The organism is Thiohalomonas denitrificans (assembly GCF_900102855.1).
Classification (GTDB): domain Bacteria; phylum Pseudomonadota; class Gammaproteobacteria; order Thiohalomonadales; family Thiohalomonadaceae; genus Thiohalomonas; species Thiohalomonas denitrificans.
The window spans coordinates 135,128-150,122 of record NZ_FMWD01000008.1 but is presented as its reverse complement, the minus strand read 5'-3'; the positions used below and the strand labels follow the sequence as shown (position 1 = coordinate 150,122).

Genomic DNA, 14,995 nt, shown 5'->3' with positions numbered 1-14,995 from the left:
GCCCTCCTAGGGTGATGTAAGAGTGCTGACCATGGTCAGCGGGATATCCATATCCACCTGCAACCTGCCGGTCGCGGTTAGGTGCCAGACCGAGGGAATCAGTCGGGCTTGTTCCCAGCGGTCGGTCGCGAGGGTATCAAGTAGACCCTGTACGGTTATCGCTTGCTTGCTAGTGACTGTCTGTACCATCAGTTCACAGGCCTCCTCGTCTGCCGGCGTATCCCGGTAACCGCGAAGAAACTTGATGTTCTCAAGGCGCGGTGTCCGGATTTCCCGGTCTGTTACGGTTCGAAATCCCCAGCCGCGTGCTTTCGCAACCTGATAAGCGGCTCTGAACCGCCTTTCTAGGGACTTCCATTCGGACCGCAACACTTCGCGAGGCTTTATTTCGAAGAGAAGGGGGCGCTTGTGAGCTTCTTCCTTATAGAGGACCAAAACGTCTGGGGTGTACCGACGCCAGGTGCCCATATCATCTTGGTAGTGGACCGCAACAGGTTGTTCTTCGAATGAGGCTACCCGCGGGTCGAAGTCGAGGAGGATGAAAAAGTCGCGTTCCAGCGGGGATTCGTAGAAGGGTTTGCGTTCACTCCTACTACTGCCGAGCATGCCGGTCACGTGACGGTAGTTTTTGGGGATTCGCCGGACCGGCAACTGACACTCCTTGTCACAGGGCCTTTTGCAGGAAGTATCGTGCTAAATGCACGTGAGTCAAACCACCTGCAATATCACCTGTGATTCTAAAACCATTTGCAGCCCCTATTAGAACCTGACTACAAAAGGTGGTGCAAATGGCGCACCTAAGTCATTGAGTATTGGTGTAGCCGTTTGCAACTTCTTTTAGAATTCACAGCGGGAGTCAGCCGCGCCCCGGCGAGGTGAGCCTCGCGCACGGTGGCGTGCTGTTTCTCGATGAGCTGCCGGAGTTCGATCGCAGGGTACTCGAGGTGCTTCGGGAGCCCCTGGAGTCGGGCACCATCACCATCTCACGGGCCGCCCGTCAGGCGCGCTTTCCGGCCCGTTTCCAGCTGCTCGCCGCCATGAATCCCTGCCCCTGCGGTTATCTCAGCCATCCGAACGGCCAGTGCCACTGTACCCACGAACAGATCCAGCGCTATCGCGCCCGTATCTCCGGGCCGCTGCTCGATCGGATCGATCTGCAGCTGGAGATCCCGCCGCTGCCGCGCGAACTCCTGCGAGGCGATGCCCGTAGCGAGACCAGTGCCAGCGTGCAGGACCGCGTGACACAAACCCGGGCTCGACAACTGCAGCGCGCCGGCAAACCCAACGCCCTTCTCAACGCCCGGGAGACCGAGTCCATCTGCCGGCTGTCCGATCGTGAGGCGGCACTGCTCGAACAGGCCGTAGATCGACTGGGGCTCTCGGCCCGAGCCTATCATCGGGTGCTTCGTGTCGCCCGCACGATCGCCGATCTGGCGCAGAATGAATCCATCGAGGCCGCGCACATCAGTGAAGCGATCGGCTACCGGAAGCTGGATCGGAGTGCAGCGGTAGGTAGTGTCTAGGGGCGAGTGACGAGTGGCGAGTGACGAGTGGCGAGTGGCGAGTGGCGAGTGGCGAGTGGCGAGTGGCGAGTGGCGAGTGGCGAGTGGCGAGTGGCGAGTCTACAAGAGTAGACCCCACCGTTTAGCTACTAGCTACTAGCTACTAGCGAGTCTGCAGCCATTCGTAGAGCCACTCGCTGCCAGCTTCTTTCAGGAACAATCCTAGGAGCAGCAGGACAATCCCGAAAAAGAGTAACCGCCCCCAGCGCCGGCTGCGTTTCGGACGAAACAGGCCCCGGTTGCGCCAACGGTCTTCCGCTTTGTTCAGGTCTTCGGCCATGGGGGGTTACAAGTACTCTGTTGGTAAGCAGATTCAGGATCACGGAAAACAGGCGACGGGTCAAACCGCACGCCGCAACAGTGCTGTGGCCTGTTAGAATACAGACCCTCTCTCATCGGTATTTTCGGGCCGTGTCCAATCTGAATCCCAGCCAAAGCGAAGCCGTACGCTACATTGACGGCCCCCTGCTGGTCCTGGCGGGAGCAGGCAGTGGCAAGACCCGGGTGATCACCCGCAAGATCGCCTATCTCATCAAGGAGTGCGGACTGTCGCCGCGGCACATCGCAGCCGTGACCTTTACCAACAAGGCAGCGCGCGAGATGAAAGAGCGCGTGGGGCAGTTGCTGGTCGGCCGCGAGGGTCACGGTCTGCGGGTTTCGACGTTCCACACTCTGGGTCTGGATATCATTCGCAGCGAGTTGAAACACCTGGACCACAAGCCGGGGTTCTCCATTTTCGACGCCCAGGACAGCGCCGGACTCATTCGGGAGCTGCTGCGGCGGGAGGGTGGCAGCGACGGCCTCGATCAGGAGATCCAGCGCCGCATTTCCGACTGGAAGAATGCCCTCATCACCCCGGAGCAGGCCGTCAGCCACGCGGACGATACCGCCTCTTTCGCCGCCTCGCAGATCTACGCCGAGTACAACCGCCACCTCAAGGCCTACAACGCCGTCGACTTCGACGACCTGATCATGCTACCGGTGCTGCTATTCGAACGGAAGCCGGAGGTGCTGGAGCGCTGGCAAAACCGCATTCGCCACCTACTGGTGGACGAATACCAGGACACCAATATCACCCAATACCGGCTGGTTCGAATGCTGGTGGGGCTGCGTGGCGCCCTGACGGTGGTGGGCGATGATGACCAATCCATCTATGCCTGGCGCGGCGCCCGCCCGGAAAACCTGGTGGAACTCGGCAAGGATTTCCCCGGCCTCAAGGTAGTCAAGCTGGAGCAGAACTATCGCTCCATGGGCTGTATCCTGAAGGCGGCCAACCGGCTCATCGGCAACAATCCCCACGTGTTCGAAAAGCGGCTCTGGAGCGAAATGGGCTACGGAGAGCCGATCCGCGTCGTGAGGGCCCGCGATGAGGAGGACGAGGCGGTCAAGGTGGTCTCCTCACTCATGCACCACCGCTTCCAGAAGCGCACCGATTTCAGCGACTATGCGATCCTCTACCGGGGCAACCACCAGTCGCGACTGTTCGAAAAGGCCCTGCGGGAGCAGCGCATCCCCTACCAGATCTCCGGCGGCGCCTCTTTCTTCTCCTACAGCGAGGTGAAGGACGTACTCGCCTATCTGCGACTGCTGATCAATCCCGACGACGATACCGCCTTTTTACGGGTCGTGAACACGCCCCGAAGGGAGATCGGCCCCTCCACGCTGGAGAAACTGGGCAACTATGCCTCGCAACGGGGGATCGGCCTGTTCTCGGCAAGCTTCGAACTGGGTCTGACGCAGGTACTCAAGGAGCGTCAGCTCAATCGGCTGCGGGCCTTCACCGAATGGATAGTGGCGATCGGCGACCGGGCGCGGCGCGGCGACCCGCTGGCGGCCATGCGCGAGATGGCACAGGAGATCGGTTACGAGAGCTGGCTGCGGGATACCTGTCCGAGCCTGAAACAAGCCGAACGCAAGATGAAGAACGTCGAGGAGCTGTTCGACTGGATAGCGCGCATGGCCGGAAAGGAGGATGGCGAGCCCGACCTTGGCGAGCTGGTCGCCAAGCTTACCCTGATGGACATCCTCGAACGCAACGAAGAGGATGAGGACCGCGATCGCGTGCGACTCATGACCCTGCACGCCGCCAAGGGGCTGGAGTTCCCCAACGTCTTCCTGGTGGGCATGGAGGAGGAACTGCTACCCCACCGCACGAGTATCGAAGAGGATTCCATCGAAGAGGAGCGGCGCCTGGCCTATGTGGGCATCACCCGCGCCCAGCAGAACCTCACCCTCACTCTGGCCAATCGTCGCCGCCGTGGCGGTGAGGTGGTCCGCTGCGAACCCAGCCGCTTCATTGCCGAACTGCCGGAAGAGGACTTGAAGTGGGAGGGTGCCGGAATCGAAGCCCCGGCCGAGGAGAAGCAGGAGCGTGGCAAGGCGCACCTCGCCGCCCTGCGGGGCATGCTGGGCACCGAGACGTAGGAGCCTGTCCGAGAACATCGTTGGTAGGTTGGGGTGAGTTAAGCGACCCCCAACGCTGATTTTGCCGGGCTTCGTTCCTCAGCGCCAACCTGCATTTTGTAGCCCATTGCTATTCCCGGACAGCGGTGTCACGCCTCATGAACTTCCGATTCCGACACCTCCCGATTGACCACTTCCCTATAGGCGTGCCAGGTGGAGTGCCCCAGCCAGGGCAGTGCGATGGCCAGGCCGATGTAGCCGAGCAGCAGACCGCCCGCGAAGATCACACCAATCAGCAGCGCCCACCAGAGCATCGGACCGGTATTGCGAATCACTGCGTTCCAGCTCGTCACCAGCGCCGAAATGAAATCCAGGTCGGGCTCTTCCATCAGGAACGGGATCGAAACAGCCGAAAAGAAGAAGGCGACGAGCCCGGCCACCAGTCCCGTCAGGAAAAAGGCAATGATGAGCGGCGCCGGAAGGGCCGTGATGTAGTCACCTAAGCCGCCCCCCCCGAACCTCAATACCAATTCCGCTTTACCCTCCAGCAGAAAGGCCGTGGTCCACATACCGACCATGAACCAGGAGAGAAGGACCAGCAGCAAAATCACGCCCATACCCAGAATCCCGCGAGGGTTCGCATTCCAGGCCTTGAAGGCATCGGCAAGACCGGTGGGACTGCCCTCCTCCATTCGCTGGCTCATGCGGTAGAAGCCGACCGCAAACACCGGCGCCAGCAGGGTAAAGCCCGCCGTCAATTGCAGGCCCACGTGGTACCAGGTGGTGCTGAGTGCAAAAGCGACAATCAGGGCATAGAGCGCAATAACCACTAGGCCGTACCCGATACTTGCAGCAGGATGTTGTTTCAAATCATCCCAGCCGGCACTCAGCCAACGCAGCGGTGCCCCGAAGTCGATGGGGTTTATGGATGGCATGGAGACCGGCGAGACGTGGTGGATAGCATGACGAGGCATGGCAATCTCCTACTCGCCTGATAAGGGTTTCTACGGAAAAGAGTAGTCAACCAACCGGGAGGCACTGCGAATTTGGCGATTTACGGTAACTGCTCACTCCCCCGTCATTCCCGCGTAGGCGGGAATCCAGAGAGCAGCGGCATGGCTCAAAAATGGATCCCCGCCTGCGCGGGGATGACGAATCTCCTATGCCGCGCATGATCAACCGGGCGAGCAGTTACAATTTACAAAAAAAGGACGTCCCGGAGGACGCCCCTTTTTTCAAGCACTGTCAACCGGCTTTTACTGGGACTCGGAGACCATGTATTCCACGGCCTTCTCCAGCTCTGCGTCCGAACAGTTACCGCAGGTGCCCCGCGGCGGCATGACGCCCGTTTCGCCGTTGAAGCCATTGATGGCATTCTGAACCAGCATATCCATGCCCTTCTCTATGCGGGGTCCCCAAGCAGCCGGGTCACCTATCTTCGGTGCGCCGGCTACGCCCGCTGCGTGGCAGGCGATACAGGCGCTGTTGTATACATCCTCACCGCTACGTCCCTCATCAGCGCCGGCTTCGTCCGCTACCTCTGCCGAGGCCACCGCCGCTTCCGGTGCTTCTGCCACTTCTGGAGCTTCAGCCCCTTCCGGAGCCTCCGGCTGGATCGGTTCGCCGGTATTCAGCTTCGCTACCGGCTCGATACGCTCGGCGATGGCCTCTTCACTCATGTCCGCATTTTGCGGATTGAGCACCGGGCCCATGCCTCTGGCGATCAAAAGCACCAGGACACCGACCACTACCAAAATCATGATGCTGAAACCGAGATGGGTGTTTGTCCGGTTCACTGCAAATCCCCTCTTCCGAGATGCTGTAGTAGTACAGGGACGCGCCTCATGGGCGTACCCCGAAAAAGCCAGAGGCTAACTTCAAAAACCAGTAGGCGAGTATATCGTGAAAGGACCTGCCCTTAGAAGCCTTGCTGATGCCCGCTGTGGGTATTGAAGCGCCGCTCCATTTCATAGATCCGTTCTCTGGCTTGCTCGAAGGTGAGCGCACCCTCCGCCGGATCGTCACGGGCCCCGAGTCCGTAGGCCATGGGCGTTTTGTTGCCCTCCACGTACCAGGCTTCACGGGCATTGATCCACTCCCCGTCACGATGGTCGTTGACCCAAATCTCCACGGCGGGATTATCCCGCCACGGCTGCTCGTCCAGCCAGATCACCGCGCAACCGATGTCATCGAATCGATAGACGCGGCTTTCCCCCCCTTCGGGGCCGCCCCGGATCTGCGCCGAATAGTGAGGGTCACTCATGACCATGCGACAGCGTTCACAGGTATCGCTGTCGCTATTGAATTCCACATCCACCGGCCCCGTCCCCGGGTCGCCGGAGCAGGCAACAAGCAGGGACAACAGGCTTAACAAGAAGACCAACTTGCCGGCCAGTGGTGGTTTTCTCGAGTTCATTGGGTCTCAATTCGTAAGGGCGCGCCGAGAGGCCAAGAGTAATCTGCCTGACCAATCAATTGGATGATCCATATCAAGGCGGACATTGTCACCCCCAATCGGGCGATGGTTCCAGGGCAACCGCATACTTTATGTAAGTCCTTGATAGTTACGGGTGCAGGATTCCCGAGGCGCGCGTGTCAGTAAGCCGCCGGAACATCCACCACCGGTTCGTCCGGTCCGCGCCTCGCCTCGATTAGCGTCGCCGCCAAAATCAGTGCCCCACCCGCGAGTTCGCCAGCGCTCAGTGTTTCACCGCCAATCACCACAGCGGAGATCACCGCGGCCAGCAATTCGGTAATCAGCAGCACCGACGCGCGGCCCGCCTCCATATGCGTCACTGCCCACAGCGTTCCGAGGGTAGCTATCAGCAACCAGACCAGGCCAAACATCACCAGCCAGAACCAGGTGGTACCGGGCACCTCCGGCAATCCGGCGGAAACCAGGGGCAGGGCGACGATTGCCATCAACCCGCAGCCAATGAACATGGCGGCGGTCTTGCTCATCAGCGGCACGTGAGCGGCCCCGCGGCAGGTAACATTGTTGAGGGCGAAGGCCAGGCCGGAACTGATCGCCAGCAGATCAAGCCAGGAGGGGGCGGTCTCGAAGACCACCGGCCCCCCCAGCACCAGAAACGCGCCAAGCAGCGCGAGCCCCACACCGAACCAGCGGGCGCGGTCGATTGTCTCCCCGAGAAACAGCCACCCACCCAACACGCCCCAGACCGGCGCCAGATAGAACAGCATCATCGCCCGCACCACCTCGCCATAAATCATGGCCGAGGCGAACGACAGGTTGGCCCAGCCGCCCAGCAGGAGCATGATCCACAAAAAACGGCTCTCGCCCCGCCACGCCCTGCGCTCGCGAATCAGCCACGGCAGCAGTACGAGCCCCACCACGCCGTAACCCACCAGGATGAGCGGAATTCCGGCAACACCATTGGTGTGAAAATACTGCAGTGGCCACCAGGTCACTCCCCAAAGGATGGCACTACTGATGAGAACGAAGACGGGCAGTACAGGATGCATTGAGTTACCGTTTGGGATTTTTTTGGCGGCGTCCGACCATGCCATGGCATGTCTGGCCGAGCCTCGGAAAGCGCAGGCCCGAGCAGCCGAAAGGATACCAAAGACGGATGGCTACCAAGCTCTGTTTTTCACTTGCAAGCCCTGCCTGCCACTCCGCGGCCCGGATCAATGAAGAACTGTAACCACGGGGTACACGGGGTAACACAAGTTTCTCGAGTTATTTACTCCCCGTGTACCCCGTGGTTCGAAGTCCAAGGGGTGAATCGTCGATTTGGCCAGAGCACTACCCGCCGCTCCGCAGCTTGAGTGACGAACATTTGGCCGTCATTGCGAGGACGCCTACATGGGTGTAGGCGGTAGAGCGACGCATGCCGCCATGGATGGCGGTAGTAGAGAATGTCTGGAGCCTATTCTCGAGGATGCCGAAGCCGAGCCTAAGCGACGCGGGCAATCTAGCGGTTCTGGGAGCAGGAGATTACTTCGTCGCTCGGGCTCCTCGTAATGACAGCAGGGAGGGCAAGTTCATCAGCAAGAGGAGCGCCAAGCGACGTAACAATCCCGGGGTTGGGAGTAGACAGCCGAGCCCCGAGCGACGTGGCAATCTCGGCGTTGGGAGGAGAGATTACGTCGTCGCTGGGGCTCCTCGTAATGACAGCGAGGGCAAGTTCATCAAGCGTGGCCGAGATCAGCGCACCAGCGCCAAGCTGAAGCCGTTGCGGGGTTGGACGTCAATGCCGCGTCCATGTATCCTTAGCGGCTCGTAAGCGCCCGTAGCTCAGCTGGATAGAGCGCTGCCCTCCGGAGGCAGAGGTCAGAGGTTCGAATCCTCTCGGGCGCGCCATCTTCCTGATTTCGGTTCGCTTTTTCTCCGCTAAGTCCTCCCGAACCGGGCATTCTCCATCACGAAATTACTCCTGTCCCTGTTGGACATCGGGGCACCAGTACACCGTAGGGCGAATAGGCGGCAGCGCATCCGCACTCTTCCCGGTCGTTTGGTGGATGCGCTTCGCTTATCCACCCTACGCGTTACGTCCCTTTGCGGGTTCAAATCTGGACAGGGTCGCCAGGGTGGCGCGGAGCAGTTTGATTGTGGGGGCGACCATCCACCGCATGATCCACGCGCCAAGATAGAAAACCGGCAACAGGATGATGAGCCACCCTGCAAACTGGCCGAGCCAGCCGGGGAGGCCGATGAAGCGGGCCAGGTTGGCAAAGGTATCGTTGATGATCCCCGGATGCTGGATCGCGACGTAGCCGGCCAGGATGATTGCGGGCCATTTGCCGTGTCTCGCCAAACCTACACCGGCTTGTCCCACCCGGGCTACGCGCGACGCCAGCGCTGCGGTCCGGGTCGAGGAGCTCAGGGGCTTTCCGGCGACGGCACCCACCCGACCCAGCCGAAGAAGCTTGACGGCACTGGCCATCAACAGGACATCGACCCCGGCCCAGCCGGCATCCGCGATGTTGATCGCCTGATCGGTTTTTGCCTTTCGCTCGAGGCTGCCGATGCCGCCTACGAAGAAGGAGCCGGCGCCTTCCAGCAGCCGTTCACTCTGAAGCCACCGGGGATTTCCGCTGCTGTCCAGCACGAACTGGCCGAGAAAGCCGTGACCTTCATTTTCAATGAAGCGCACCGCGTAGCGGCCGCGTAGCTCGGGTGTCAGTGTACCCGGCTGTTCGGCGTTGTCCCGGGAGGTGGTGGAGTTGCTTCCGGTGGCCTGTCGGAGGGATTGGAATTTTTGGGCCGTGTAGTGCATTACGGCAACCGAAGAGACTTCATTCGCCAGAAAATAGGCGATCGGCAGGAAAACGCTCTCACCATGCTCGCGGAGAATGCCCTGGAAATCCTGGTCGGAACCGTAGATCGGTAGAACTCTTCTCACCAATTCGGGATATCGAAGCAGTGCCGATTGGGCCTTCAGCTTCAGGATTTCATCACTCGCATAATCCAGCAACAGCGCCTGAACCTCGATCGGCTCATCCGCCACCAACCGGGCCAGTTCCGGGGGCGCCTCCTGCATCTGGATGGCGATAAGCCGCTCCTCGAAAGGCAACGGCTTCCAGGCCATGCTCAGGAACAGCGAGGCTACCACTGCTGCGCCAAGCGCGATATAAAGTTTCGCCAAGGAGCCACCCTCCCCCGGTTCTGAGAGTCTCTCCCTCACCCGGGTTTTTCACATCGATCCGGACATTCTGCAAGAAAATGTCCGCGTATCCCGATTTTAACCCTTTTGGCACCGGGAGGGAGGGTGGCTCCCCGAAGGCGTGACGACGCCGTCGGGATAGCGGGTGGCCGCCGTCGAATCAGAACTTGCCGATAATATTGAGAAAGGCGCCCTGGGAGTCGTAGTCGAGATCGGTCAGGTCATCCGAGAAGTCGGTGAAGTTATAGCCAACACCGAGTTTGACGTGATCCCCGACATGCCGGTAGACGGCTACCAGGGCACCGTCGCGCCGGTCCTGTGCCTCCGGCAGGTCGAGGACTCGCCACTCCATCAGTGCATCCCACTTGCGAACGAAATGCCAGTCGGCACGCAGGACGTAAAGATGGGCATTACTGTCGAAGAACTCCGGGCTTTCCCTTTCCTGGCTAATCTGCCCCAGACGATAGGCGTACTTGCCGCCAAGGCTCCAGTGCCTGGTGATGTCGTACAGCAGATCGCCCGACACGATATGACTCTTCTGGACATAGTCTGAGGCCGTACTCTCAAGCGACACCTGGTCGGTACTCGGCAGGTTGTAGAAGTAGGTGTATTTGAACAGCGCATTCATCCGGTCATGGTTTACCGGGCGGTACGCGTAGCCGAGCACGGCTTCGGTGTAGTTACCGTCGTAGAACTCGCCCAGGGAGCTTTCGCTTTCCGAGTGGTTGAGTTTCCCGATGAAGCGCCAGTCCGGGGTAGTCTGGTACTTCAGGCTGTTCTTGGTCAGCCAGGTCGTCCGTTTATCAAAATCGGTATCGGGGTTCTCCGTCTCATCCACCCGGTATTCCAGGGCGCTAGCCACCGTGAACCGGTCGAAGCCATAGCCCACGCGAACCCCGATGGCCTCTCTGCGGGTTTCGGCGCTGGTCTCGGGATCTTTCAGGGTGCCGATGTCGAGGTTGGCGCCGAAATTCCAGCGGTCATTCGGGGCGAGATCGACGCCGGTCGAGTGCATGAGCCCGGTCGGGACGTCACCATGGGAGTAGCTCTCCTCGGCATAGAGGCTGGCACTGTCCGAGTAGCGTGTCTTGAAGCCGGAGGTCAGGTTACCCCGCCTGGCCCGCACGCCGTTGTCCGTACGCTCGTTTTCGAGCGCATAGGTGAGATAGAGGTTGGTCCGGTCGGTATAGAGGTAGTCCGTGCCGAGCTTGCCGGCCGCGCCCAGGTCGCCCCCCGAGACTTCGCCGCGGACGCGGATGCGGTCACTGACACGATAGGCGCCGCCGGTCCCCACGCGACCATTCTCGTCCCGGTTGCCGGTGGTGTTCACGGTGTCCTGGACGAAGCCGTAGGCATTCCACTTTTCCCTGGAATCGTAGTCGGCCTGAACCACGGCATCGGCACGCTCACCCTGTTCCTGGGTGAGCGGCACGACCGGGGAGCGGTCGGTTCTCTTGTCGTGCCGGATGCCACCGCTCAGAGTCCAGTGGTCGTTCAGGAGATAGTCGACGTCGACTTCTACGGCACTGGTCTCCAGGCCGAGCTGTTTCGACTTCTTGTCGGCCTTGGCCCTGACGCCTACCCGCTCGGTGACCGGCATCTCCAGCGAGCCGCCATACTGATCGGTATCGGTCGCCGCGGTGAGTCCGGGGGAAGCATAACCCGCTTCGAGGCTCTGCCGGTGAAGCGTCAACTTGCCTTCGAGGTCCGCGAAGACATCCCTGAGTCCGAGACTGGCATCGACCCGGTAGGCACCGCCGCTGGGGTCCTGCCCCTCCAGTTCCGAAATGGAATCGAAGTTGAAGCCGCCATCCCCGGAAAACAGGGTCGTTACATCCCCGCCTTCACTTTCGGATGCCTCGATGCGTACCCAGGAATCGGTGCTCTTTCGCAGGGTCAAATCAAGGGCGTTGAGGCTGCTCTCGGCGTCATCTTCATCGTTCTGATTCGAGGTTACGCCGAGCTTCACATAGTCATTGAACCAGTAGTGGGCGCGGCCGCCGGCGACCAGCGTATCGACCTCGTCGAACCCAGGGGTGTACTCATAGCGCGCAACGAGATAGACCTGATCGCCGCCGCCGGTACCGCTGTCGACGAGCATGTCATCACTGGTGGTCGCCGACAAAGGTTCGGCGAGCAGGACCCGACCTTGCAGGTAGTCGATGTCGTAATCCAGACCCGGCGAAAGGTTCTTGACCGCCGTAACGATGCCCGAATCCTTGTCCCGGATCTCGATGCGCACCCGCTCCGAGCCGGTCAGGATATCCCGATGCCGCAGGGAATAGAGCGAACCACCGGTACCACGAAATTCATCGCGGCTGGCGATGGTCCCCGGTTCGGCCACAAACCCGTCCAGCATCAAGCGCTCCTCACCGAAGCTGGTTGCGTTCAGGGTCTGATAGTGAAGGTTGGCACCATAAAGGCTGCGATCGACATGCGCCAGGCTGTTACCGAGGTAGCCGATCTTGAAGTTGCCCCACAGGCCGTAGTTCTGGTTCCGTGCCAGGCGGGCGTAGAGCTTGCCCGAGGTGGGGGCATCCTCCTCCACCGTACTGTCGTCGCCGAAGGTCGGGTAGTAGTAATCGGGATCGATACGGCGGAACAGCGCGTCCGGAGACTTGTCCATGAAGTTGCTGAAGAGGTCCTCGACCGGCCCTTCCCGGGTGTCCGCACTGGCCGTCAGTCTCCAGCCGTCGCCGAATTTCCCCTTGGTATAGAAGGCGAGGCGGCCGTCGACACTGACATCGTTGTCGTAGTGGGTCTCATCACCGGTGACCAGCTCTGCCGGCCCATTGGTGTCATCGGCGGCGATGGTCAGATCGGCAATCCCCACGTAGAACCAGTCGCTCTTCCTGAGCTCCAGGTCACGCAGAAACAGTTCGCCGTTGCCGGCCTGATCGAGAATGGCGACCTCCACCGTGTGCATGCCCGAGGGCAGGATCTCTTCGGCAACGAACTCGCCGTCTTCACTCACGGGAAGCGGGCGACCGGCCAGCCACACCGAATGGCCTTCGGGGATACCGGTGCCCAAGACCTTGATGGCGCCGCCCTGCAGGGGAATATTCTGTTGCCCGAGACGATTTTCACCGTAGCCGACCAGCAACTCCCTGTCGGCATCGCGCCCCTCGAGCTCTTCCTGGAGTTCGTCGATGATCCACAGGGCCTGCGACTCCGTCTCGTCGAAGTGGCCCTCTTCGTCGTAGACCCGCAGCAGATACTTCAACTCACGACCGGTTGCCTCGATGCGGTCGAAACTGGCGTGCCACTCGGCGAAGCCCTCCTCGCTGACGGGGACCACTGCAATCGGCTCGGCGCGCGTGGAGTCTTCGGCATCGAAGATCCGCACCTCCGACCTGGCGATGAAGTCGGGATAATTACTATAGCGTCGGAAGCGGACACGATTCTCCGGGAACTCGGTGTCACCAAGATTCTTGTAACGGACCGCACTCGGCCATGCCGTGATGTTCAGACGTGGCTTGAGGTCCAGGTTGTCGAACTTGAATTGGATGTCGGCCTGGTCAAGGGCGACGTCGGTGCAGCGCTGCACATCGGGAATACTCTTGTTCGGGTCGCTCACCGGTTTGCCATCGACCGTGATGCGCATGAGATTCAGGGCGAAGGGGTTCTTCGGGGTCACCTCCCTGGTCAGCCGCTGGATCTCCATCAAATCCGCATCGTCCATCGACGCCAGTTCGTCATAGACCACCTGGACTTCCACCCGCGCGAGCTCCGCCTCGACGAAACCGGAATTGACCACATCCTCGGACTGCACATAGCCGCGTCCCTCGGACTCCGCACCGGCATCTTCGAGTTCGAGCTGCTCCTTGGCGCGCTCCATCAATTTCGTCGCACGCGCTGCAGAGAGGCCGACATCGTCGCCGTACACCATGGCGGTCCGGCGATCGAGGCGCTCATTGTTGGTGTAACCGATGAAGCGCAGGCGCGGGTTGGTCTTGTCACGCACTTCGTCCAGAACCCGACCGAGGCGAGCGATATAGCCGGTTGGCACCTGCGGCCGTCCATTTTCGAAATAGATGGGTTTGATGGCACCGGTGGGCGGATCGTAGACGCGGGTCACCGTCTCCGCCGCGGCCGCTTCGGGACACAGCTGAGGCTCATCCGGCAGTTCCGCCAGCGGGTCGTCGTGCCAAAACTCCACTTCCACCCGTCGATTGAGTGCCCGGCCCCGGGGAGTCTCATTGGAGGCCACCGGCAGGGCGGCACCCTTGCCGTCACTGTCGACCGCCGAGGTGGGCAAACCCAGGGCATCCTGTACGGCAAGTGCCACCCGGCGAGCGCGCGCCTTCGACAATCCCCCGTGGTTGCCGTAGATGCGCGCAGGTCTTCCGGTCAGGGGGATGTTGTCGGTGTAGCCGATAAACTTGACCAACACGTTCTGTTTGCCGCGCAGGTTCTGCAGCGCCTCGCGGATCTGCTGCAGATAGCGGGCCGGAATCGCGCTTGCATCCTCGTCATAGCGGAGCGGCGGCAGGAGATTCTTGATCCGGGTACGCTTGGCGTTGCCCTCCTTGTAGCTGAGCTTGCAGACTGTTTCCACGCGGCACATCTTCACGCGCTTGATCTCGTCAGAGACCACCACCTCCTTCTCGACCAGCTTCTCGCTGACCTCGTCATACCACACCTCGACCTCGACGCGCCGGTTCTGCGCCCGGCCCTCCGCTGTGTCGTTGCTGGCCACGGGCCGGGTCTCGCCAAGCCCCTCATAGGAGATCGACTCCGCTGGCAGATCGAGCGCACGCTGGAAGTACTCGGCGGTCGTGCCGGCCCGCTCGCGCGAAAGCCCGAGATTGTCGCCGTATTGCTGCTGGAGCGCTCCTCTCAGCGGCACATTGTCACTGTGTCCGACGAAGTGCAGTCGCACATTGATGCGGTGCTTCATCTCCGCCAGGGTTTTGCGCACCAGGTCGATGTAGCTGTCCGGAATATCGGCTTCCCCCGACGCGAAGCGAATTGGCGGAATGACACCCTGCAGCTTGCGGGTCTCGGCTTCCTTATCCAGCACCTTCCGGACCTCGATCTTGTCACCCTGCTCCTGCGCGTACTGATCAGGGTCCTGTATCCACGGCCGGAACACTTCGTCAGTGGAGAGATGTCGTTCGGTTGCCTCACCGACAACACCGGACTCCACCCGTCCCGCATCCTGCACGGGCGTATCGGCGGTCGTATCACCTCGCGCCGGCGCTGCGGCAGCCAGCAGACAAATGCACAGCACGGCAGCACGCGTGGCGCCGTGACCGATTCGCGACCAGAAAGGAGCTACTACCGGGATCGTGCGGCCACAATGACCCGCACCCCGACCCGAACGGGTGTTGCGGATCCGGTAGTACTGATCCCTCTCTGTTTGTCTATGACCGAGCTTCATGGTGTTGATCGTTGTTGTTC

At 60.9% G+C, this 14,995-nt stretch carries 9 protein-coding genes, 1 tRNA gene and 1 pseudogene; 3 read left to right on the top strand and 8 right to left on the bottom strand.

Annotated elements, in window-relative coordinates; all coding sequences use genetic code 11:
- Window positions 1-6 precede the first annotated feature (6 nt).
- A complete protein-coding gene (locus BLP65_RS13285; protein WP_092998172.1) occupies window positions 7-651 on the bottom strand; it encodes a TnsA endonuclease N-terminal domain-containing protein in 645 nt (214 codons plus the stop codon).
- Window positions 652-842: 191 nt separating this feature from the next.
- On the opposite strand from BLP65_RS13285, the pseudogene BLP65_RS13280 reads away from it, so the two are divergent.
- Window positions 843-1,523 (top strand): annotated as a pseudogene (locus BLP65_RS13280) (ATP-binding protein); the annotation flags it as partial.
- 142 nt (window positions 1,524-1,665) lie between these two features.
- On the opposite strand, the gene BLP65_RS16990 reads toward BLP65_RS13280, so the two are convergent.
- Window positions 1,666-1,842, bottom strand: coding sequence for a hypothetical protein (locus BLP65_RS16990; RefSeq protein ID WP_175452577.1), 177 nt, complete (start codon window positions 1,840-1,842; stop codon window positions 1,666-1,668).
- Between the two features lie 131 nt (window positions 1,843-1,973).
- Between BLP65_RS16990 and rep the strand changes: the two genes are divergently transcribed.
- Window positions 1,974-3,986: a DNA helicase Rep gene (rep, locus tag BLP65_RS13275; protein WP_092998167.1), complete on the top strand. Its 2,013-nt coding sequence runs from the start codon at window positions 1,974-1,976 to the stop codon at window positions 3,984-3,986.
- Between the two features lie 128 nt (window positions 3,987-4,114).
- Here the strand turns inward: rep and BLP65_RS13270 are convergent, their stop codons facing one another.
- The 4 genes from BLP65_RS13270 to BLP65_RS13255 all read right to left on the bottom strand — a co-directional run bounded on the left by BLP65_RS13270 (window position 4,115) and on the right by BLP65_RS13255 (window position 7,448).
- Window positions 4,115-4,939, bottom strand: a complete 825-nt coding sequence (locus BLP65_RS13270; RefSeq protein ID WP_092998165.1) for a DUF2189 domain-containing protein — start codon at window positions 4,937-4,939, stop codon at window positions 4,115-4,117.
- Window positions 4,940-5,221: 282 nt separating this feature from the next.
- A complete protein-coding gene (locus tag BLP65_RS13265) occupies window positions 5,222-5,761 on the bottom strand; it encodes a c-type cytochrome (RefSeq protein WP_217631997.1) in 540 nt (179 codons plus the stop codon).
- 122 nt (window positions 5,762-5,883) lie between these two features.
- On the bottom strand, window positions 5,884-6,381 hold the full coding sequence (locus BLP65_RS13260) for a nitrous oxide reductase accessory protein NosL (protein WP_092998162.1): 498 nt from the start codon (window positions 6,379-6,381) through the stop codon (window positions 5,884-5,886).
- A gap of 179 nt (window positions 6,382-6,560) precedes the next feature.
- Window positions 6,561-7,448, bottom strand: a complete 888-nt coding sequence (locus tag BLP65_RS13255; RefSeq protein ID WP_092998158.1) for a DMT family transporter — start codon at window positions 7,446-7,448, stop codon at window positions 6,561-6,563.
- A 764-nt stretch (window positions 7,449-8,212) separates the two neighbouring features.
- Between BLP65_RS13255 and BLP65_RS13250 the strand changes: the two genes are divergently transcribed.
- A tRNA-Arg gene (locus tag BLP65_RS13250) sits at window positions 8,213-8,289 on the top strand.
- 178 nt (window positions 8,290-8,467) lie between these two features.
- Here BLP65_RS13250 and BLP65_RS13245 read toward each other — a convergent pair.
- Together BLP65_RS13245 and BLP65_RS13240 are read right to left on the bottom strand one after the other, a co-directional pair.
- Complete coding sequence (locus BLP65_RS13245) at window positions 8,468-9,574, bottom strand: hypothetical protein (RefSeq protein WP_092998155.1); 1,107 nt, start codon at window positions 9,572-9,574, stop codon at window positions 8,468-8,470.
- Window positions 9,575-9,752: 178 nt separating this feature from the next.
- The gene (locus BLP65_RS13240) at window positions 9,753-14,975 is read right to left on the bottom strand and encodes an OmpA family protein (protein WP_092998152.1); all 5,223 of its coding nucleotides are present in this window, start codon (window positions 14,973-14,975) and stop codon (window positions 9,753-9,755) included.
- Window positions 14,976-14,995: the final 20 nt, after the last annotated feature.